This is a genomic window from Herbihabitans rhizosphaerae (assembly GCF_004216555.1).
GTDB classification, from domain to species: domain Bacteria; phylum Actinomycetota; class Actinomycetes; order Mycobacteriales; family Pseudonocardiaceae; genus Herbihabitans; species Herbihabitans rhizosphaerae.
This window is the reverse complement of the sequence record NZ_SGWQ01000003.1, coordinates 186,436-208,405: the sequence shown is the minus strand read 5'-3', so window position 1 is coordinate 208,405 and position 21,970 is coordinate 186,436. Positions and strand designations below refer to the sequence as shown.

General features: G+C 70.4%; 15 protein-coding genes. 8 read left to right on the top strand and 7 right to left on the bottom strand.

All coding sequences use genetic code 11. The annotated features are described in order from the left end of the window. The first annotated feature begins 56 nt into the window (after nucleotides 1-56). The 3 genes from EV193_RS10560 to EV193_RS10550 all read left to right on the top strand — a co-directional run bounded on the left by EV193_RS10560 (nucleotide 57) and on the right by EV193_RS10550 (nucleotide 2,581). The gene (locus EV193_RS10560; protein ID WP_130343870.1) at nucleotides 57-596 is read left to right on the top strand and encodes a M15 family metallopeptidase; all 540 of its coding nucleotides are present in this window, start codon (nucleotides 57-59) and stop codon (nucleotides 594-596) included. 279 nt (nucleotides 597-875) lie between these two features. Continuing rightward, on the top strand, nucleotides 876-1,838 hold the full coding sequence (locus EV193_RS10555; protein WP_130343869.1) for an ATP-binding cassette domain-containing protein: 963 nt from the start codon (nucleotides 876-878) through the stop codon (nucleotides 1,836-1,838). Next, complete coding sequence (locus EV193_RS10550; protein ID WP_130343868.1) at nucleotides 1,835-2,581, top strand: ABC transporter permease; 747 nt, start codon at nucleotides 1,835-1,837, stop codon at nucleotides 2,579-2,581. Before EV193_RS10555 ends, EV193_RS10550 begins: the two co-directional genes overlap by 4 nt. Here EV193_RS10550 and EV193_RS10545 read toward each other — a convergent pair. Then, on the bottom strand, nucleotides 2,565-5,687 hold the full coding sequence (locus tag EV193_RS10545) for an ATP-binding protein (protein WP_130343867.1): 3,123 nt from the start codon (nucleotides 5,685-5,687) through the stop codon (nucleotides 2,565-2,567). The genes EV193_RS10550 and EV193_RS10545 overlap by 17 nt on opposite strands. Before the next feature lie 39 nt (nucleotides 5,688-5,726). Between EV193_RS10545 and EV193_RS10540 the strand changes: the two genes are divergently transcribed. Next, nucleotides 5,727-6,071 (top strand): hypothetical protein, encoded by a 345-nt coding sequence (locus tag EV193_RS10540; protein WP_130343866.1) that lies wholly within the window; start codon nucleotides 5,727-5,729, stop codon nucleotides 6,069-6,071. Here the strand turns inward: EV193_RS10540 and EV193_RS10535 are convergent. From EV193_RS10535 to EV193_RS10520, 4 genes are read right to left on the bottom strand one after another with little or no spacing between them, the layout of a single operon-like run. Next, a complete protein-coding gene (locus EV193_RS10535; RefSeq protein WP_130343865.1) occupies nucleotides 6,059-7,270 on the bottom strand; it encodes a kynureninase in 1,212 nt (403 codons plus the stop codon). The two genes, EV193_RS10540 and EV193_RS10535, sit on opposite strands and share 13 nt — an antisense overlap. A gap of 39 nt (nucleotides 7,271-7,309) precedes the next feature. After that, nucleotides 7,310-8,476, bottom strand: a complete 1,167-nt coding sequence (locus EV193_RS10530) for a lipase family protein (protein ID WP_130343864.1) — start codon at nucleotides 8,474-8,476, stop codon at nucleotides 7,310-7,312. After that, a complete protein-coding gene (locus EV193_RS10525; protein ID WP_130343863.1) occupies nucleotides 8,473-10,071 on the bottom strand; it encodes an AMP-binding protein in 1,599 nt (532 codons plus the stop codon). The genes EV193_RS10530 and EV193_RS10525 overlap by 4 nt, the downstream gene beginning before the upstream one ends. Next, nucleotides 10,068-10,967 (bottom strand): SDR family NAD(P)-dependent oxidoreductase, encoded by a 900-nt coding sequence (locus EV193_RS10520; protein WP_242613278.1) that lies wholly within the window; start codon nucleotides 10,965-10,967, stop codon nucleotides 10,068-10,070. Before EV193_RS10520 ends, EV193_RS10525 begins: the two co-directional genes overlap by 4 nt. Nucleotides 10,968-11,048: 81 nt before the next feature. Between EV193_RS10520 and EV193_RS10515 the strand changes: the two genes are divergently transcribed. Further along, entirely contained in the window at nucleotides 11,049-11,642 is a 594-nt protein-coding gene (locus tag EV193_RS10515; RefSeq protein WP_207222586.1) for a TetR/AcrR family transcriptional regulator, read from the top strand. Nucleotides 11,643-11,646: 4 nt separating this feature from the next. Here EV193_RS10515 and EV193_RS10510 read toward each other — a convergent pair whose 3' ends face one another. After that, nucleotides 11,647-12,600, bottom strand: coding sequence for a hypothetical protein (locus EV193_RS10510; RefSeq protein WP_130343862.1), 954 nt, complete (start codon nucleotides 12,598-12,600; stop codon nucleotides 11,647-11,649). A 272-nt stretch (nucleotides 12,601-12,872) separates the two neighbouring features. On the opposite strand from EV193_RS10510, the gene EV193_RS10505 reads away from it, so the two are divergent. Both EV193_RS10505 and EV193_RS10500 read left to right on the top strand, forming a co-directional pair. After that, entirely contained in the window at nucleotides 12,873-13,460 is a 588-nt protein-coding gene (locus EV193_RS10505) for a papain-like cysteine protease family protein (RefSeq protein ID WP_242613277.1), read from the top strand. A gap of 8 nt (nucleotides 13,461-13,468) precedes the next feature. Further along, nucleotides 13,469-14,221: a hypothetical protein gene (locus EV193_RS10500; protein WP_130343861.1), complete on the top strand. Its 753-nt coding sequence runs from the start codon at nucleotides 13,469-13,471 to the stop codon at nucleotides 14,219-14,221. Between the two features lie 54 nt (nucleotides 14,222-14,275). Here the strand turns inward: EV193_RS10500 and EV193_RS10495 are convergent, their stop codons facing one another. Continuing rightward, on the bottom strand, nucleotides 14,276-17,917 hold the full coding sequence (locus EV193_RS10495; protein WP_130343860.1) for an nSTAND1 domain-containing NTPase: 3,642 nt from the start codon (nucleotides 17,915-17,917) through the stop codon (nucleotides 14,276-14,278). 248 nt (nucleotides 17,918-18,165) lie between these two features. Here EV193_RS10495 and EV193_RS10490 point away from each other — a divergent pair, with 248 nt between their 5' ends. Beyond that, nucleotides 18,166-21,885 (top strand): Ig-like domain-containing protein, encoded by a 3,720-nt coding sequence (locus EV193_RS10490; RefSeq protein WP_165401316.1) that lies wholly within the window; start codon nucleotides 18,166-18,168, stop codon nucleotides 21,883-21,885. The last annotated feature ends 85 nt before the right edge of the window (nucleotides 21,886-21,970 follow it).

Genomic DNA, 21,970 nt, shown 5'->3' with positions numbered 1-21,970 from the left:
CGCCATATCGAAAACCGGATACGTGCTGGCAACACCACGCTGCCTTGACTGGCGGCATGGCCTACAGCGAACCAGCACGAACAGTGGCTCGCCGCACCCCATTGCTGGCGTCCTCGTCCTCCTCGGCGATCCGGCGCACCCTCGGCGAGGCACATGGCGCCGTCCCCGACCCCGTGCCGGTCTTCGACGACGAGACTCCGGCCGTGGCCAACCTCGACCCCGATCTGCTCGGTGCCCTGCGCCGAGCCGCGACCGCTGCCGCCGACGACGGGGTCGAGTTCGTCGTCAACGGTGGCTGGCGTTCCCCGGAGTACCAGGAACAACTGCTTCGCGAGGCGGTCTCGAAGTACGGCTCGGAGGAGAACGCCGCCCGCTGGGTGGCCACTCCCGACACGTCGGCTCACGTGTCGGGGGACGCGGTCGACATCGGGCCCTCCGCCGCCAGGGCGTGGCTGTCCGAGCACGGCGCCGGGTACGGGCTGTGCCAGATCTACCGCAACGAACCGTGGCACTACGAACTGCGCCCGGAAGCCATCAATCACGGCTGCCCGCCCATGTACGCCGACCCCTCGCACGATCCACGGATGCGGCGGTGACCAGTGGGGACTTTAGCGGGCTAAAGTACGCGCTCACCGCCATTCGAGCGGGAGGAACCAGGCAAACCGGGCACTTGGAGCGTAATAACCCAGCAGAACGTGCGTACCGTTGCGAGTGACGAGGACATCATGGGGTTCTACCCGGGTGTGCTCATCGCGGCGGACGCCCAGGCCCGGCTCGACCGCATGGTCGCCGTAGGCCCGGTCGGGTGGGCCGTGTCAGGGGGCGTGTCAGGGCGAGGTCAGGTCGGTGTCAGGCCGGCGGATGACAGTGGTCGCATGACGAATTCAGCGATCACGGCTTCCGGGCTACGGAAGGCCTACCACGACAAAGTCGTGCTCGACGGCATCGACGTGAATGTCCGCACGGGTACGGTTTTCGCGCTGCTCGGCCCGAATGGGGCCGGCAAGACCACGATGGTGAACGTCCTGACCACCTTGTTGAAGGCCGATGGTGGGACGGCGCGCGTCGCCGGACACGACATCGTGACCGAGACCAAGAAGGTGCGCGCGTCGATCGGGGTCACCGGACAGTTCGCGTCGGTCGACGAACTGCTGTCCGGGCGGGAGAACCTGCAATTGATGGTGGATCTGCACCATTTTAAGGGCGGCGAGGGCAAGGGTGTCGTCGAGAATTTGCTGCGGCGGTTCGATCTGGTGGAATCGGCGGACAAGCTGGCGTCGACCTACTCCGGTGGTATGCGCCGGAAGCTGGATCTGGCGATGACGCTGGTCGGCCGGCCGCGGATCATTTTCCTGGACGAGCCGACGACCGGACTTGACCCGCGCAGCCGCCGGACGATGTGGAATATCGTCCGTGAATTGGTGGCCGACGGTATGACCATCTTCCTCACCACCCAGTATCTCGAGGAAGCCGATCAGCTCGCCGACCAGATCGCGGTGCTGGACCAGGGCAAGATCGTCGCCCAGGGCACCTCCGAGCAGCTCAAGCGCCAGATTCCCGGCGGCCACGTGCAGCTCCGGTTCGCCGAGGCAGCACAGCTCGACGCGGCCGCGCGCGTCCTCACCGGCTCCACCGCCGACGCGGAGAGCCTGATCCTGCGGGTGCCGAGCGACGGCGGGGCGAAATCGTTGCGGGCCGTGCTGGATCGACTCGACGAGTACGCGATCGATGTCGAGGAATTCACCGTGCACATGCCGGACCTCGACGACGTTTTTCTTGCCCTTACCGGTCACTCGAGCACGGAAGCCGAGTCGAAGACGGAGGTTGTCACCAAATGAGCATGTCAGATTCGGCGATCATGTTGCGCCGCAACTTCAAGCACACCGTCCGGAATCCGGTCACGCTGTTCAACGCGCTTCTCATGCCGATAGTCATGATGCTGATGTTCGTGTACGTGTTCGGTGACGCATTCAGCGTCGGCGGCACCTACGTCGACTACGCGACACCGGGCATGATCATGATGGCCATCAGTTACGGCCTCTCGGCCACCGCGACCGCGGTGAACTCGGACATGACGAAGGGAATCATCAACCGGTTCAAGGTCATGGACGTCTCCCGCGGTGCGGTGCTGACCGGCCACGTCGTGTCGACCGTGGTGCGCACGGTGGTCGTGCTGGCGGCCGTCATCGGGGTGGCCTTCCTGATGGGATTCAGCCCGAACGCGACCTTCCCGCAGTGGCTCGCCGTGATCGGTGTCCTCCTGCTGACGGTTTTCGCGGTCAGCTGGCTCACCATCGCACTGGGACTGGCCGCGAAAACCGCCGAATCCGCGGGGTTCGCCACCGTACCGCTGATCATGCTGCCGTTCTTCAGCAGCGCGATCGTGCCGGCCGAGAAGATGGGCCCCGGAATCCGGGAATTCGCGGAGTATCAGCCCTTCACGCCGATCATCGAAAGCGTGCGCGGATTCCTCAACGGCACACCGTCGAACGGCCACACGATCGCCGCGATCGCCTGGTCCGTGGGGATCGCCGCGGTCGGTTACCTGTGGGCCCGGGCGAAGTTCAGCAAGCGAGCGTGACCGCGACCAACTCGCGCCAGCTCGCCCGCGTCCCCTCCAGCGTCGCCTCGGTGAACCTCGTGTCACCGAGGCGACGCCGCGCGTCCTGCTCGATCCGGGTCACGTCCGGGAGCGAACGATCCGGCAGTCCGCGCAGGCCGGTGCTCGCCGCGAGCAGCCGGGCGGCCTGCTCGTCCTGTTCGTCGCGCAGCGCCAGGTCCGCGATCCCGACGAGTACCTGCGCGAGCTGAGCCGGGTTGCCCGCCTCGGACGCCGCCTCGAAGGCGGCGGCGCGGTGTTCCCGGACCTTGTCCAGATCCTCGGCGAGATAGCCGAGCAGGTCCTGGGTCAGCGCGCGGACGTTGGGCCGCTGGGTGTCCAGCATGCTCGTCGCGACATCGAGTTGCCGGTACGCCTGTTCGGCGTCGCCGCTCCAGCGCGCCAGCTCCGCCTTCGACAGCGCCAGCTCGGCCAGCGCCTCCGGCCAGGCGACCCGTTCCGCGGACCGCTGCGCCTGCGCCATGGCGGCCGCGCTCGACTCCTCGTCGCCCGACAGCCAGTACAACTGGGCCTGGCGCGACCGCATCGGCACGACGTCCTCCATGGCACCGACCTCGGTGACGACCACGATCGCCTGTTCGAAGTACTCGCACGCCCTGGCGAACTCGCCGCGCACGGCGATTCGATTCGCCAACTCGGTCAGGGCGAACGAGATCCCCCACCGGTCGCCGAGCGCGCGAAACTCGGCGAGCGCCGTCTCGAGTTCGGCGTCCACGTCCCGCCCGCCGTGGCCGAGCAGGGTCCGCATCTTGCCGAGCTGCAGCCGGGCCAGGGCGCGTACCCAGGGGTCCTCGTCGGTGAGCAGCGGTTCGTAGGCGGACAGGAACGCGTCCGGTCCTTGCAACAGGCGCTCCAGCGGGGCGGCGAACCTCAGCGCCGGGTGCCGGCCTGCGAAACCCTGGCTGACCTCGTAGGCCTTGTGGATCCAGTCCTCCGCGTCGGACGGATCACTGCGCCCGGAGACCAGGAACCCCGCGACGAAGCCGTAGACGATCGCCCGGATCTCGCCGGACACCTCGCCCGGCAGGGCGACGGCCGCCATGATCAGCTCTTTACCCTCGGTCTTGTGCCCGCCGAGCCACCAGTACCAGCCGACGGCGGCGGCGAGCCGCATCGCCCCGTGCGCCTCGCCGGCCGCGAGCGCGCCGCGCATCGCGGCGGCGATGTTGTCGTGCTCGGCGTCGAGCGTGGCAAGCCATTCCAATTGCTCGGCGAGGCGAAGATGCGGATCCGCGATCTCGGCGAGCTCGGTGAAGTACGCGAGATGCGCGTGGCGCGTCAGCTCCGATTCCCCCGCCTCCGCGAGACGCTGCTCGGCGTATTCCTTGATCGTGCCGAGCATCCGGTAGCGCGGCGCCGCCTCGCCCTCGGCGACCATCAGCGACTTCTCGGTCAGCGCGGTCAGCAGTTCGAGGACCTGATCCGCCTCGACAGCATCGCCCGCGCAGACCCGCTCGGCCGCTTCCAGGCTCGCGCCACCGGCGAACACCGAGAGCCTGCGCAGCACCATCCGTTCGGCGTCGGTCAGCGGTTCCCAGCTCCAGTCGATCACCGCGCGCAGCGTCCGGTGCCGCGGCAGCGCGGTGCGGCTGCCGCCGGTGAGCAGGCGGAACCGGTCGTCGAGCCGGTTGGCGAGCTGATCGAGGGACATGGTGCGCAACCGGGCCGCGGCGAGTTCGATCGCCAGTGGCATCCCGTCCAGCGCGCGGCAGACCTGTGCCAGCGTCGACGATGTGGCGGCGTCGGTCGCGATGTCCTTGCGCACCGCACCAGCACGGTCGCGCAGCAGCCGGACGGCCGGCGAGGACTCGATCTGGCCGGGGTCGGCGTCCCGCGCGGGGAGCACCAGCGGCGCGACCGGCCACAGCGCCTCACCGGTGATGCCGAGGGGTTCCCTGCTCGTCGCGAGGATCCGCAGCCGCCGACACTCCCCGAGCACTCGATGGGCGAACGTCGCCGCGGACTCGATCACGTGCTCGCAGTTGTCCAGAATCAGCAACATCGCCCGCTCGCGAACCGCGGCGATGACCCGGTCCGTCGGATCCGCGTCGGGGGCGTCGCCGATCAGCGGATCCCGCAGCCGGAGCGCGGCGAGCGTCGCCTGTGCCACGTCACCGTCGGCGCCGATGGCGGCGAGCTCGACCAGCCAGGCCTCGTCCGGCAGGTCGCCGAGCAGCGTGTGCGCGGTTTCCGTGGCCAGCCTGGTCTTTCCCGAGCCGCCCGGCCCGATCAGGGTGGTGAGCCGATGTTCGGCGATGAGTTCGCGGACGGCGGTGACGTCGGTGTCCTTGCCGACGAAGGTGGTCAGCTCGGCACGCAGGTTGGTCCTGCGGTTCTCCTCGCGCCCGCCCAACTCGCCCCGCAGCAGCGCGAGGTGCAGCGCGGACAGCTCCGGCGAGGGGTCCACGCCCAGCTCGTCGGCCAGGGTTTCCCTGGTGCGTTCGTACACGAGCAGCGCCTCGGTGTCGCGACCGGACGCGACGAGGGAGCGCATCAACGCGGCGACAAGCCGTTCTCGCACCGGATGCGCCGCCACCAGGTCGGTCAGCTCCGTGACCAGCTTCGCGCCGCGGCCGAGGCTGATCTCGGCGTCGAACCGGTCCTCCGTGGCGGTCAGGCGCAGCGCCTCGAGCCGGGTGACCGCCGCGTCGAACGCCGCGCTCTCCGGTAGACCGACGTCCTGCATGGCCGCGCCGCGCCACAACGCGAGGGCCTCGCGCAGTCGCCGTGGATCGTCGTCGTCGCGGGCCTTCACGACGAGGCGTTCGAACCGCACGGCGTCGACGGCGTCGGGTGCCACCGTCAGCCGGTAGCCGTTGGTCTGCCCGTCGACCGACCCTTCCGGCAGGGCCTTGCGCAGCCGGGAAACCAAGCGCTGCAAGGCATTCGCCGCGTCGGCGGGCGGGTGCTCACCCCAGATCCAGTCGACGAGCGTCGCCTTCGGGACCACGTGACCCGGTTCGAGCGCGAGGGCGATCAGCAGTCCGCGCAACCGGGCGCCCGGCACGTCGGCGAGGACGCCGTCATCCGTGTGAACCTCGAATGACCCCAGCATCCTGATCTGCACCCGGCCGATTTTGTCATGGGCTGTGCGACGATCACCGCCGTGGAGGCACGGCCGCTGACCCAGCGAGAGCGCGCGGTACTCGAAGCGCTGCTGGCCGTCGATTTCCCGGGTGTCGAAGAACTGCGGCGCCAGGTGGCGGACGTGGTCGTCGTGGACATGTGCGGTTGCGGGTGCCCGTCCATCGATTTCCAGCGTGATCATGGCCTTGGCATGGAGGTTCGCGTCAACGCGAGTATTCCGGGCTCCCATAACGGCTTGTTCCTCTACACGATCGAAGATCCACGGCGCGGGAAGCTGCTCGGCGGCATCGAATGGGTGGCCGGCGAGGACACGAATCCGGACGAGCTTCCGGCACCTGATCGGCTCGACATTCAGCCCGCGTGACTCAGCACGGTCGCGAGGGCGGAGAGGCCATCGGCGACCTCGGCGAAGCTGGTGCTCAACGGGGACAGCCCGATCCGCACGCCGTCCGGTGGACGGAAGTCCGGGATGACGCCGATCTCCCAGAGTCGCGCGGTCGCCTCCCGCGCGGCCGGGTGGGCCAGCGTGATGTGCCCGCCGCGCCTGGCGCCGTCCCTCGGGCTGGCCACCGTGACGCCGAACTGGTCGGCGAGGGCCATCGCGTACTCGGTGAGCGTGACGGACTTCTCCCGGATCGCCGGTAGCCCCGCCTCCGTCACCAGGTCGATCATGTCGAGCAACGGCTGCATGCCGAGGATCGGTGGTGTGCCGCTGAGGAAACGGCGGATTCCGGACGCCGGCTGGTAGGTCTCGCCCATCGCGAAGGGTGCGCCGGCGCCCATCCAGCCCCAGATCGGCTGCTGGAGCCGCTCGTGCAGGTCGGCCCGCACGTAGGCGAACGCGGGGGCGCCCGGCCCGCCGTTGAGGTACTTGTAGGTGCACCCGACGGCCAGGTCGACGCCCCAGTCGTCCAGCTCGAGCGGGACGACGCCGACCGAGTGGCACAGATCCCACAACACGAGCGCGCCGTGCTGATGCGCGAGCGCGGTGATCTCCGGCAGCTCGGCCAGCCAGGCTGATCGATACGCGACATGGCTGAGCAGCACCAACGCGGTGTTCTCGCCGAGCACGTGAGCAACCTGATCAGGAGTGACACCGCCGTCGGGCGCGCAGTCGATCCACCGCACCCGGAGACCGAGTTCGGCGGCGATGCCCTGCAGGACGAAGCGGTCGGTCGGGAAGTTGTCCCGATCGCACACCAGCTCCGTGCGCCCCGGCCGCGCGTCGACGGCGGCCCGGATCAGCTTGTAGAGCAGCACCGACGTGGAGTCGCCGATGACGGTCTGGCCGTTCGCCGCGCCGAGGGCCACCCGGCCCAGCGCGTCACCGGCGCGCAGCGGCTCGTCCATCCACTGCTCGTCCCAGCCGCGGATGAGGCGCTCACCCCAGGCCTGGTCCACGAATCGGAGCAGCCGCTCCCGGCTGGCGCGCAGCGGCCGGCCCAGCGAGTTCCCGTCGAGGTAGGCCCGCACGTCACCACACGGTACGAACCGCTCTCGGAAACCGGCGAGCGGATCCGCCGCGTCCAACTCGGCCGCCCGCGACACCACAGCACCGGTCAAGGTCAGCCTCTCCACGGCTCGACGAACTGGGTTCGGCGGTCATGGTCGCACGCAGTCGGTTCTCCGAGGCAGCGGTCGGTCGGCGAACCGGTCGGCGAGGAAGGTCAGCGCGGGCCCGGCGAAGGACAGGTACCCGGTGATGTGCTCGCCGAACGGGATGTCCGCGACGTGCGCGTTCACGCCGAGCCGGCACCACCGCCGGTACAGGTCCCGCCCTTGTTGCGCGGGGATGACCTCGTCCTGGCCGGCGTTACCGAGCAGCACGGGCGTGGCCGGGGCGAGCGTGCCGAGGTCGTTCGCGGTGAGCCGGGCCAGCCAGTCGGGTTGGTGCAGCGGGTTGGTGGTGGTGATCTGGTCGATCCGGTGCGGCAGCACCAGCGAGCGGACGGTGGCGTCGCCGATGCAGGTGTCGCGCAGGGCGGCCACGGTGAACCTGCCGGCGTCGGTGAGGTACCGGTCGAGCCGGAGCTCCGGGTAGGCGGCGTCGAACCCGATCGCCGCGTAGAACAGCAGGAACGCCAGCAGGCTGCCGTCGTGGGTGGCGGCGAGTCCCCGCAGGTCGGCGGGGGCCGCGCCGACCGTGGCGCCGGCCAGCGGCAGATCGGGAGCGTAGGACGGTTGCAGCTGGGCTGCCCAGCCGGAGGCGTTGCCGCCCTCGGAGTAGCCGTGGATCGCCAGTGGGCCGGCCGGGTCGAGCCCGGCGGATGGGAGCCGCCGGGCGGCGCGCATCGAGTCGAGCACGGCCGGGCCCAGGGCGCGCCCGACCACGTACGGGTGCACGCCGGGGGTGCCGAGGCCCGGATAGTCGGTCAGCGCGATCGCCCAGCCGCGGCTCAACATCTCGCCGATCAGGAGGCCTTCGTACTGCAGTCCGTGCGTCAACGTCCGGGACGGCGCGCAGCGGTCGGCCAGACCCTGCGTACCCACGGCGAATCCGACCAGCGGTCGCGGCCCCGGATGAGGCCGGTTCGGCACCAGGATCGTGCCGGTCACCACGGTCGGCGCGCCGGTCGCCGTGGTGGAGCGGTAGCTGATCTTCCAGGCCCTGGTGTCCAGCGGGATGCCGACGAACAGGTACGCGGGCGTCTCGATCGCGGACAGGACGTCCCCGGGGCGGCCCGCGTCGGCGGCGGTCGTCGCGGCCGACGGTGTGGCGACGACGGCGGTCAGCACCGCGGTCAGGGCGGCGAGCAGCCAGCGCTTCATGGTCGTTCTCCGGTGCCGAGGTGGCGGCGGAGCAGCTTTCCGCTGGCGTTGCGGGGCAGCTGGTCCAGGAACACGAACTCGCGCGGCACCTTGTATCTGGCCAGGTTCCGCTTGACGTGGCCGGCGAGCTCGTCGGGGTCGGGCCGATCGGCGGCCGGCACGACGTAGGCGACCAGCCGCTGGCCGAACTCCGCGTCCTCGGCGCCGATCACGGCGACGTCGGCCACGGCCGGGTGGCTGGCCAGCACGTCCTCGACCTCGCCCGGATAGACGTTCTCGCCGCCGGAGACGATCATGTCGTCGGCGCGGCCGTCGATGAACAGCCGGCCGGCGGTGTCGAGGTGGCCGACATCGCCGGTGTTCATCAGCCCGTCGACGGTGTTCTTGGTGCCGCCTCCGGTGTAGCCGTCGAACACCGACGGGCCGCCGACATGGATGGTGCCCTGCTGACCGACCGGCACCGGGCGGTCGTGTTGGTCGAGGACGCGGATCGGGATGGCCTCGCAGCCGCGGCCGACGGTGCCGGGCGCGGCGCGGAGGTCGGCGGGGGTGGCCACCGCGACGATGCCGACCTCGCTGGCGCCGTAGCCGTTGAACAGCACGTCGCCGAAGGTGTCGGCGAACCGGGTGGCCAGCTCCGGGCGCAGTGGCGCGCCGCCGGACAGGACCATGTGCAGCCGGCGCAGATCGTGGCCGCGGCGAACGGTGTCGGGAACGGCGAGCAGCCGCTGCAGCATCACCGGGACCACGGCCATGGCGGCGACGTGGTGCGTCACGGCGTCGGCCAGCGCGGTCTCCGGGGTGAACCGGCGGCGCAGCACGACCGGCGAGCGCAGCAGCGCGGCCAGCCCCCACATCGCCAGCCCGAAGCCGTGGAACAGCGGGATGCCGATCTGAAGGGGGTCGCCGGCACGGAGCTTGCTGCGCCGCAGCAGGGTCACCACCGGCGGCAGCACCGCCATCGCGCCCGGTGTTCTCGGCACGCCCTTGGGTTTCCCGGTGGTGCCCGAGGTGAGGATCGTGATCTTGCCGGGCTCGGGTCGCCGCGTCGGCACGTGCGGACGGTGGTCGGCGATCAGGTCGTCCAGCGTGGGCCGGTCGGTGTCGGAGTCGTGCCAGGCGACGATCACCGGTGCGCCCGATTCGTCGAGGTGCGGCAGGAACTCCTCGTCGGCCACGATCACGTCCGGCCGGACGCGGTCGAGCACGTCGGCCAGTTGTGGGGCGGCGAACTCCGTGTTGAGCAACGCCACGTCCGCGCCGAGCCGTCCGGCGGCCGCCGTCGTGATCACGAACCCGCGGTGGTTGCGGCAGAGCACCGCGATGCTGGGCACCGTGCCGGTTCGGGCGAGCAATCCGGCGGCGATCCTGGCGGCGGCCTCGTCGAGTTCGCGGTAGGTGAGCGTGCCGCGCTCGTCGATCACCGCCGGGTCGTTCGGGCGGTGCACCGCGGCCGTCGCCACCAGGGCGGCCAGCGACGGACCGGTTTGCCGCAGCGCGCGCACCAGTGGAACCAGGTGGCGCGGCCGGGTCTGACCGGCCAGCCCCGACGTGATCAGGACCCGCCCGGTCTGGCCGAGCAGCCGGGCGCTCACCGCGTTCCCCGTTGCCCGCGGCGGTACAGCAGCGCCGAGGTGCGCTCCCACGCTCGCTCGCCGGGGCCGAACACGGTGTGCGCCACCTCGGCCCACCACGGGCTCATCTTGCGCGGCCGGTGCGCGATCGCCGCGCAGACCAGCTCGGCGGCCTGGTCCGGGGTCTTGCCGGGCACGTTGTCGAAGATCCCGGTCGGGGCGCTCATCCGCGAGTGCACCAGTGCCATGTAGATGGTCGACGTGGTGATTCCGTCCGCCACGGCCTCGACGGCCATGCTCCGGAAGAAGATGTCGAACGCCGCCTTCGACGCCTGGTAGGCGGACCAGCGCGGACCGGGTGGGATGCGCACCCCGATGGTCGAGACGTTCACGAAATGCCCCCGGCCGCGGGCGCGCATCGACGGCAGCAGCGCGAGGGTCAGCTTCACCGGCCCGAGGTAGTTGACGTTGGTGGTGCGGGTGAAGTCGTGCAACCGGTCGGTGGAGTCCTCGATCGAGCGGCGGATCGACTTGCCCGCGTTGTGCACGACCACGTCCGGCGGTCCGTGTTCGGCCAGGATCCGGTTCGCCACGACGTCCACCTGCTCGGGATCGGACAGGTCCGCCGGGTACACCTGCGCGGCGCCGCCCGCCTCGGCGATCTCGGCGGCGGTCTTCTCCAGCGCCTCCCGCGTCCTGGCGATCATCAGCACCGTCGCGCCCGCTGCGGCCAGCCGCCGCGCGGTGGCCTCGCCCAGCCCGTACGACGCGCCGGTCACCAGCACCACCTTGCCGTCGACCGCCGCGCGCAACTCGCCGTCGGTGACGGAACCGTGCAGGTTGACCAGCCAGCTCATCAGGCGAGTGCGTGCCGCCCTGGACACCACCGGATTCGCCAGCACGTCCTTGACCGTCATGGCTGACACCTTCCACCGAGATAATGCCGAAATCTAAATTTGCATGCTATCCGGATAGTGTCAACAGCTAGGATCGCCGGCGTGCCACGCCTCAGCCGAGCCGAGAGCCAGGCCCGCAACCGCGAACGGGTCCTGGAGGCCGCGCGCGAGCTGTTCCTCCGTGACGGCTACCAGGCCACGTCATTGGCCGCGGTCGCCGACGCGGCCGGGTTCTCCACCGGCGTCGTCTACTCCAACTTCGCGTCCAAGGCCGAACTCGCGCTGCCCGTCCTGCGCGAGATCCAGACCGACCAGTTCGCCGCCCTGCTCACCGCCATCGGACCGGACAAGGCGCCGGAGAGCAGGCTCGACGGGCTGCGCCGGTGGACCGAGGACACGATGAACTCGGGCTGGCCGCGCCTGGAGTTGGAGTTCGCCCTCGACGCCCGCACCGACACGACACTCGTCGCGGCCGAATCCGATCGCCAGCGGGTCGCCGTCGACGCGGTCGCCGAAGCCATCCGGGTCCAGCTTCCCGGCCGGCTCGCCGAGAGCCTTCCCGTGCACGCGCTCGCCGACGCCGTCCTCAACCTCGCCTACGGCATCGCCGTGCGCCGGCTCATCGACCCGAACGTCAACGCCAACAGCGCGATCGACCTGCTCCGCCCGCTGCTCGCGTTTCTGGAACCGAGTTGATCGCTCAGTTCCATTCCAGGGCGATTCCGGCGATTCCCGGACCCGCCGCCTGGAAATAGGCGCTGGCGACCGATCCGAGGCCGCAGACGAGGTGTTCGCGATCGGTGGGGGTGCTGTTCTCGTGCGCGCGGAATTCGCGGACGCATCGTGCGGGCAGGTGTGTCGGAGAAAATCTGATCTGCAGCAGATAGCTGGAAACGGGGTCGCGCAGCATGCGGAAATAGCCGGGGGACGGCGTTTCGCTGGTGTCGCGCACGGTGTAGCTGAAGACGTGGACCTCGTCGTCGGCCAGCCGGCGGTCGAAGAACAGTTCGGCGGCGAGCGTGTCCTCGCCGTGCCGGCGAATTCGGCCGACCCGGCAGCCGTCGCCGGCGTGGAGTTGGGCCGGGCTGGTGCGTTGGCCGGGATCACCGGTGTAGACGATCGTGTAGCGGTCCGGTCGGTCGGCGCGGCTGCGCACCACCGTGCGGGACGCCACCGTGGTCATCGCGCCGCGGTCGTCGAGCGTGATCTCGGTGTGCACGGCGAGCAGGGTGACGTCGGCGTTGTAGCGGGTGGACGCGGTGTGGGTGCCGAGCTCGGCGAGCAGGTCGTCCACGACCGGGCCGGTGGTGTCGGGGCGCAGCTCCGAGTACGACGCCTTCATGGCCAGGTGGCCGTTCCTCGGCTGTCGCGGGCCCAGCAGGGTGACCAGCGAGTCGGCGGGGAGCAGCAGCACGCTCTCCAACGCGCGGACGGTCGGCAGTGCCTGGGGGATCTCGGGCCGGCGGTGGCCGCGCTGCCAGTAGCTCAGCGTCGACTGACCGACCTCGACGTTGCGCTGCACCAGGTGGGCGCGCAGCCGGGACAGTGACAGGCCGCGGTGCGCGATCGCCAGCCGCAGCGCGTCGTGGAACGCGCCGTAGCGCAGGGCGCTGGCCAGGCTGGGCGGCAGGTCCTCGGTGGTGTGATCGGGCATCGCACCCTCCGACCGGATCGGTATCTCTCCGTGTCATCACCCAGAGATGTGAACCTACCGGAACGTTCACAGTGAGTGGCTCGCGAGGGCGTGGAGATCGCCGCGCTCGCACCCGATGACCTGCTGATCGGCCGCCGATCCGGTGGTGCGTGAACAAGGAACGGTCCCGGCGTGAACCGGGGCTCTTGCGGCGGTCGGTGACGGTCGCCACATTTGCGCTCGACCCGGTGTCACCGGGTCAACCCGTCGAGTAACGATGGAAAGGAGGGCCTGTGAACACCCTGCGTTCACGCGCTCTGCTCGCCAGCGCGGCCGCCCTGTCCGGCTTGCTGCTGTCCCAAGTGCCCGCCGCCGCGGAACCGGCGGCATCTCCCGCCGGCAGCCTGGACTTCGACATGCAGGTCCAGCAGAAGAGCAACTGGTGCTGGGCCGCCGCCGGCACCAGCATCGCCGTGTACCACGGCACCTCGGTCAGCCAGACGCGCTTCTGTCAGCTCGCGCACGACGAGTCCGGCAGTGGTTGCTACAACGACCAGGGCAACCTGGGCGAGGTCCGGTGGGCCTTCGATCAGCTCGGGTACAGCGCCCCCGGCAACTACCTGTCGAACTACCTGAACTTCGGCTCAATCCAGGGTCAGATCGACCGCGATCAGCCGATCGAGACCCGCATTCTGTGGTCCTCCGGCGGTGGCCACATGCACGCGATCTACGGCTACAACCTGGACAGCGGCGGCCGCCAGTGGGTCGACTGGGCGGACCCGTGGGGCAGCAATCCCCGGTACAACCGCTCTACCTATCGCAACTACGTGGACAACTCCGAATTCTCCTGGACGCACACGCTGACCGGGATCGCAAGGTGAGGGCGGCCATGATCACTCGTGTTCTCGCGGTCGGCGCGCTGCTGACCGCCGGCATGTTCACCGCGATGGGCTCGGCCGCCGCGGCGCCGCCGCCCGCCGACGTCCACGCTGCTCGCGCGGCCGCGGCCGCACCCGCGACGGTCGAGGCACTGACCGACTTCTTCGGCGACCTGCGTGCCCGCGACGGCGCGCCGGCCGCGCGGGCGACCGCCGTCACCGTGGGCCACACCGTGCTGCCGGTGTACACGCTGTCGCCGGAGTTCGTGTCGGGCGCTGCCGGAGCGGACCCCGGCAAGCTCGCCTACCTGGCGGTGCCGGCCGCGGCCAATGACGGCCGGACCGCGACCCTCCAGGTGACGCGGGAGGGCGACGGCGCGTGGACCGTCGGCAACATGGCCTCCGGCGATCTCGAGTTCCAGCTCGCCGGGAAGCTGCCCGCCGGTGCGGTTCTGCTGCGTGAGCCGCAGGTCAACGCCTGGTACGCCAGGCAGGGCGATCGCCTGACCGTCATCGACCCTGGCGGCACCGACCGGACCGCGGGCGAGGTCCTGACGGTCGCCGACTACCAGAAGGCGGTCGGCCAGCGCTATGCCGACAAGCAGGCCGGCTCCGGGTACGCGGCCCGGGGGCAGGCGGGCGGTTACGGCTTGGGCCAGCGGCCAATCGGCGACGACAACGGCGTCGTCCCGCTGCTGTGCCTCGGCGGCCTCGGCCTCATCGGGGTGGCCGCCTTCGGAATCCGTCGCAGCCGTCGCGGCTGAGCACGGTTGTCGGTGCACGGCGGGATTCCTGCGATCCCGCCGTGCACCGACAGATCACTTTTCGCACGGCGGGGAGTAGTCGCGCTCTGGCAGGTGGCGGGACCACTCGTCGCGGCTGATCGGGCGCACTCCCGCGCACGTGGCGGCGGCCGCGCGTTCCACGTCGGTCTCCCAGAGTCGCGCCGACCGGTCCGTGCTCGTGCTCGCCAGCAATCGCCCGTCCGGGCTGAACACCACGGCACCCACGTCGTCGGTGTGGCCGGTCAGGGTTCCGACGTGCGACGGCCGGTTCGGGCGCGTCACGTCCCACAGCCGGATCGTGCGGTCCGCCCCCGCGGTCGCCAGCAGCCGCCCGTCCGGGGAGAACGCCGACATCCACACCAGGCCGGTGTGACCGGGCAGTCTCGACAGCTCGCGCGGCCTGGCCGGGTCGGACACGTCGAGCAGCCGCACCATTTTCGCCGACTCGTTCCAGATCGCCAGCATCCGACCGTCCGGGCTGAACGACCGCGCGGTGATCACGTCGTCCCGCCCGGACGGGAATTCGATGGCCCGGGGTGCCGCGGGATCGCTCACGTCCCACAGCCGGGTTCGCCACTCGCCGTCGCCGCCGGTGGCGAGTGTTCGGCCGTCGGGGCTGAACAGCACCGTCCACACCACGCCCGGATAGTCCGACCGGCGCGCGATCAGCCGCGGCCGTTCACCCAGCGTCCACAGGCTCACCGCGCCCGGCCCGGCGATCGCGAGCAGTGTCCCGTCCGGACTGAACGCCACCGCCGTGCTCGGCTGCTCGACGACGGCCAGCCGCCGCGGCGCACGCGGATCGCCGATGTGCCACAGCCGCACGGCGTCGTCCTGCCCTACGGCGAGCACGCGCCCGTCCGGGCTGAACATCACCGACCGGATCGGCCCGGTGCCACCGGTGATCCTCGCCAGCTCCCGCCGCTCGCGGGGGACGCCGATGTCCCACAGGCGGGCCGTGCCGTCCCAGCTTCCGGTGGCCAGTACCCGACCGTCCGGAGCGAACGCCGTGGCGGCGACCACATCGCGGTGGCCGACCAGCGGCAGCGCGCGCAGTTCCTGCAACCGCACGCCCTCGTCCTCGTCGGTCGCCGCGATCACCGACCCGTCCGGGCTGAACACCACCGACGCCCGCCCGCCCGGGATCGTCGTGATCGTTCTCGGCTGCCGTCGATCGCTGACGTCCCACAGGATCGTGCCGCCGCCGGTCGACGCGACAGTGGAGCCGTCCGGGCTGAACGCCACCGACGACACCGCGGTCGAGTGCCCGGTGAGCACGGCACCGCGGACCGGCGCGACCGGGTCGGCGACATCCCACAGCCGGACCTCGTGGTCCCAGCTCGACGTGGCCACCCACCGGCCGTCCCGGTCGAACGCCACGCCCGTGACCAGGCTGGTGTGCCCGGACAGGACGCCGGCGGGACGAGGTGCGGTCGGGTCGGCCAGGTCCCACAGCCGCACCGTGTCGCCGAGCCCGACGGCCAGCATCCGCCCGTCCGGCCGGAACGCGACGGCGACCGACCGAACCGCGTCCGGCACCGATCCCGGGGACGGCGACGGCAGTTCACGCGGGTGCCGCGGATCGCGAACATCCAGTAGCCGCACGGAATTCTGGTTGGTCGCGACGGCGAGCAGGCCGCCGTCGGAGCTGAACGCCGCCGACGCGTACCCCGCCGCGCCGCTCGGTGCCGTCCACACCGGCGTCGGTCGCCGCGGATCGCGCGCGTCCCACAGCCGGATGCTCGACTCGCCGACGGTGACCAGCGTCGTGCCGGTACGCGCGTGGGCCACCGCCATGAGCTGCTCGGGCAGCCTGGTCAGGCTGATCTCCGTCGGATACCCGGACACGTCCCACATGCGCAGGGTTCTGTCCCAGCCGACCGTGGCCATCCGCCCGCCGTCCGGCGCGTACGCGGCGAACACGTCGGTGCTGGTGTGCCCGGTGAGCCGGGTCGACCGAGGCGCGGCGTAGGCGCTGAGCAGGTTGTCGCGAGTACCGTCCAGCGCGGCCACCCGGTGCGCGGCGAGCACCAGTTGCATGGCCAGCGCCGGGTCGACGGCCTGGACCGCGGCCGCGTCGGTGAGCACTCGGCGGGCGATGGCGACGTTGCGCTGATCGGTGGCCTCCTGCTCGGCGCGCAACGCGTACACACCCGCGGCGGTCGCCGCGATCAGCAGCACGGACAACAGCGCGACCAGCTGGCGCAGCCGGGTGGCCTGCCGCCGGGCGGACACCGCCGCCGCGTCCTGCGCGGCCACGCTCGCGTCGAGGAACCGCCGTTCCCGCGCGGTGAGCACCGCCGCCGTCGACCACTCGCGGGCCACGGCGAGGCGAACGCCGCGGTAGAGCGTGCCGGGGTCGTGCTGGTGCGCCTCCCACTGGTCGGCGGCGTCGGTCAGCATCCGGTGGACGCGCAGGCCCTCGCGATCGTCGGCGATCCAGTCGCGCAGCCGCGGCCAGCAGCGGATCAACGCCTCGTGGGTGAACTCCACGGTGTCCGCGTCGACGGTCAGCAACCGGGCCTCGGTGAGCCGGTCCAGCACGGTGCCGGTCTCCAGTTCGTCCCGGTGGACCCGCCGCTTGGCGGGCTCGGCGCCGTCCGGGAACGCGATCAGCCGCAGGAACACCCGGCGCGCGATCTCCCGCTCGCCGTCGGTGAACCCGGTGTAGACCTGCTCGGCGGTGCGGGCGATCGCGTGCTCGATCCCGCCGACCGCCTCGTATCCGGCCAGGGTGAGCTTCGCGCCGCTGCGCCTGCGCCACGTCTCCAGCAACGCGTGCGACACCAGCGGCAGCACCATCGCCTGCCCGGCCGCGTCCGCGATCAGCCGCGACACCAGCGCCGCCTCGACCATGCACTCCGCGTCGGCCGCCGGCCGGGTGATCACCTGCCGCAGTTCCTCGGCGCCCATCGCGCCGACCATCAGTTGACCGCCGCGCAACGCGGACACCAGCGCCGGGTACTGCCCGCAGCGGCCGTAGAAGTCGGCCCGCACGCCGATCACGACCCTGGCTCGTCCCTCGGTCGCGAGGCCCACGAGAGTGTCGACGAATCGGGCCCGCTCGTCCTCGTCGTCGCAGAGGGTGAACAGTTCCTCGAACTGGTCCACGACCACGAGCGGATCGTCGCCGGCGACGCGGGCGGCGAAGTCGTCCATGGGTCGTTGGCCGGGTGTGAACAACGTCGACGGACCGGGCGCGCGGGCCAGCAGACCGGCGCGCAGCACCGATGACTTGCCCGCGCCGGACGCGCCGAACACGGCCGTGAACCGTCGCTCGCGCACCAGGTCCAGCAGTTCGTCGACCACCGTGTCGCGTCCGAAGAACCGGTCGGCGTCCTCCGCCTCGAACGGCGCGAGGCCCACGTACGGCGCGTCGGATCGGGCGGGCTCGATCGCGTCGGTGTTCGCGAGTTCGGCGGACACCGCGCGCCACCGCTCCCGCCAGCCCTCGACGTCCCCGCCACAGGCGCGCACGTAGGCGAGCGTCACCGTGAGGCTCGGCAGCTTGCGTCCGCCGGCCGCCTTGGACAGCGCGGCGACCGAGTAGTCGACCCGCGTGGCGAGTTCCCGGTACGGCGGCGACCCCGCCCGTTCGCGGAGTTCCCGGAGGTCGGCGGCGAACCGGCCGAGCACGCTGTCCGCCGCGTCGAGTGGCCGCTCCGCACGTGGCACGACAGCTCCCTGAACGGTCTTTTGTTGACAGTCCGGTTTTTTCCGGGCGCCGGCCCGGCGGGAAACAACGGCGCGATGTTAGACCCGCACCGCAAAGCCCGTACAGCCGGAAGGGGGTGCCCGATGCGCATGCGTACCGGGTCCATGACCGAGGCGGTGGCCACCGTGGCCACCTGGCCGTGACGACCGATCAGCGAGAGATCTCGCGAAAGGGGGAAATGATGAAGGCATCGAATCGTCGTGGCCGCGTGCGGAGCATCGGCGCGGCGCTGGCGTGCGTTTTTCTGGTCGGCCTGCTCGAACCGTCGGCCACCGCGGAACAACCGTCGGCGGAACCGATACTGCAACGCATCGACGTGTTCTTCCATACGAACGACAACGACAAGGACCACGACACCCGGCTCAAGGTGGTCATCACCGATCGCAACGGCGGAGAGGTCGCCGACGTCGAGGGTGAATTCGGGCAGTTCAAGGACAACACCGACCACGGCCCGTTCCCGATGAGGGTCAAGGTTCCCGCTCCGGTGAGCCTCATCAACGGCGGTCTCACCACGATGACGATCGACCCGAACGGCGACGACACCTGGAAGTTCAACCTGCGGCTGGTGATGCACTTCTCCAACAGCGAGCCCAAGCATTTCGACTTCGGCGGCACGGAGATGAGCGAAGAGGCGACGGTGAAGGTGTGGCGCACCGTCGTGTACGCGGGCGAATACGGCCGGATGAATTTCGAATGGATACCGCAGCCGACCGACGTGCTCGGTTCGACGCGCGGCGACTACGCCAGGCGCATTCCGCCGCTGCTGTGGGAAACCTGCGTCCAGGGTGAGAACACCGGCCGGGGCGAGGGGTCACTGACCCATGTCATGGCCACCGCGTCGCTGTTGCGGCTGATCGAGGATCCGACCGGGCGAGCCGAACTGGGCGCGGCCTTGGGCGGGAATTCGCCGCTGATACCCGACGAACCCCTTCTCTACCGGGACTGCCTCGACCGGCACGCCCCCGGCTGGCGGCCGCCGGCACTCGGCCATCGCGACCACCTGAACACCACACCCGGCTGGCAGATCGTCATCGCCGACCTCATGCGGGTGCCCGCGTTCACCGGCAAGCCCGGCACCGACGCGATGCCGGGCTGTCGCGTCGGCGGCGGCGACACCGATGACTGGGACGTCACGATGGCGCTGGTCATGCGGGTGTGGGGAATGATGCGCACAGAGTCGCCGGCGGTGTTGTTCGGACCGGAGGACCCGGGATCACACGCTGCGAAGTTCGACACGTTGAAAAAGGAGATCGCTTCGCGGGCGTGGCTGCAGGGCGGCACATCGAAGTACGACGTCGGGATCTGCACCGTGCTCGGCGCGCGTGTCCCGGAAACCGAGAACCACACGTTGCTGATCCGCTCGACCCGGTTTCTGCACAACGAGTCACTGCCACTGCTTCCGACGCCGTCGCACAAGCCCGAGTACGTGGAGATGTACAACACCGACCCCAATCCGGACAACCGGACGAACGGGGTACTGGGGTACATCGAGGACTTCACCAATGGCGTCATGAAGGACGATTTCCTGGAATACAACGCGCGGCCCTACGGCCGGTTCCAGATGTACGGCCTGCTGAACCTGTACGAATTCGCGGAGAACCCCGCGGTGCGTACGGCGGCCAAGCGGGTCCTGGACTTCCTGGCACTCAAACATGCCGCGGAGTCGCGTGACAACCGGCGAATCACCCCGTACCGGCGTATCCAGGACACACAGTCCCCGGTGATGATCAAGGGCGGCACGCCGGACTCGATGTTCGAGGTATGGGTCGGCGGCCTGGCTCAACCGGTGAACCCGCAGGCCGGCCCGACTACCCCGTCCGGCGAGATGGCCTTGGCGGCGAGCGCGAGCTACCGTCCGCCGACCTGGATGCCGGACCTCATGTTCGACCGGCGGCACCGCGATTACCTGCAGTTCTTCAACGGTCGTAACCACCAGGAGGTGGCCTACGGCGGGCCGGACTTCACGCTGACCGGTGGCGGGCGGATAACCCCGTGCCCCTACCCGGGCACGGTCATCGATCTGTGCGCGGGTTCGGGCAACGACAAGGGCACCACCGAGCCCATCGTGCTGATTCCGCACCAGCGGCGTGCGGACGGGCAGGACGTTCACAACCAGCCGAGCTACCGCAACGAGGTGCGGCTCGAGTCACGCTGGGGCGAGCACAAGTCCTGCCTGGAACGCAACGTCGCGTGCGGCGAGTACCTCATGGTCGGCGACAACGTGGTCCGCGACCACCCGGACTGCAAGCAGACGTTCGTCCAGCAGGGGCAGCAGAACAGCTACGGCCTGCGCTTCGACGGGTCGTGCTCGCCGCCAGGCGGGCCGAGCTACGAGGCCAACTGTTTCTTCGCCTACGGCGGCGGGACGAAGAACCTCACCGAGGAGGTGCCCCAACTGGCCTACCTGGTCACACACTCGTGCGATCCGGCCATGGACGAACCCGCGCGGAAGAAGGCGTTCACGTCTTTCGTCGAGTACATGCGGACCGTGGGCGCGCCTGCCTACGCGGGCGAGGCATGCCCGCGGTGGCCGGGTCTGCGCGCGACCGTCAAACAGCCGCCCGCCGACAAGATCGACCTGACCGGCGAGACCGGCGGCCGGACCGTGACGATGGTCGGCAACGACTGCGACGACCTTCCCGGGTACTCGATGAAGATCGACGGGCGCCCGTCCTACCAGGGCGCGGGGTTGATCACCGGTGACCTCAGCCTGACCGGCGGCCGGGTGCCGGCGACCATCATGTCGCTGAGGTCCACGCCCGAGCACGTGTCGGTGTTCGGCGAGCCCGTCAGGTTCATCGCCACGGCCCGCGATCCCGGTGGTCGGGCGGGTCTGTCCGGCACGATGACCTTCCTCGACGGTGCCACCGTGCTCGCCACCATCCCGGTGACACCCGGCCCGGACGGCGCGGTTTTCGCCAGGTACGAGACCGGCGCTCTGCCGCTGGGCTCACGCCGGATCACCGCCGTGTACTCGGGCGACGCGCGATTCAGCGCGGCGACGGCCACCGAGCCTCATCACGTCGGCGCCACGCTGGATCGGGCCAAGGCACTGAACCTGGAGGGCCGGAACCTGTGGACGCAAGGTGTGCGTGACCAGGCGATCACCAAGGTCATGGAGGCGATGGCGCTGATCCGCGAGCTCGCGGCGGCCGACCCGGCACATCGCCGCCTGATGGCCGAGTGGCTGGCCTTCCCGGTCAGCACCTTCCACGCCGCGGCCGGCCGCTACGACGAGGCGGTGGCGCTCGGCAACGAGGGGATCGAGATGTTCACCCAGCTCATCAGGGAGAACCCCGGTGACGACGCGCTGGTGCACGGGCTGGCGACCTCGCAGCGGGTGGTGGCCGGGAGCCTGTGGGACAAGCCGGAGTTGCGGGAGCAGGCGGTGCGCCTCGCGTTGGACGCCGTCGCGACGATTCGTCCGCTGGCCGACCGGAACCCGTTCTACCGCCGCCAGCTCGCCGAATGGCTGTCGTCTCCGGCCAGCGTGTTCCTCGCGGGGACCGGTCGGTTCGCCGAGGCCGCGACCGCCGGCGACGAGTCGATCGCGATGTTCACCCAACTCGTGAAGGAGGACCCGGTGCGGGACGACTACGTCTCCGGGCTCGCCATCGCGCAGGTGAACCTGGCGACCGGTTTGTGGCCTTCACCGGAGCATCGGGCGAGGTCGGCCGGGCTGGCCCTGGACGGCGTCACCACCCTGCGGCCGCTGGCCGCGCGGAACGCCGGATACCGGCCGCGGCTGGGTGACTGGATCCTGTGGCCGACGATTCCGTATCTGGTCGAGGCCGGCCGGAAACCGGAGGCGATCACTCTGGCCAGAGAGGCGGTCGGGATCTTCACCGAGCTGGAGAAGATCGATCCGGTCACCTACGGCCCGAAGCTGGCCCAGGCTCGGCAGACGCTGGCCGACCTGGAACGCTGACCGGCCGAAACCGGGGTCCATCCACTGTGGACGGACCCCGGTTTCATGGCACCGGTCGGGCCGACAACTGGAGAGTTCTCCACTT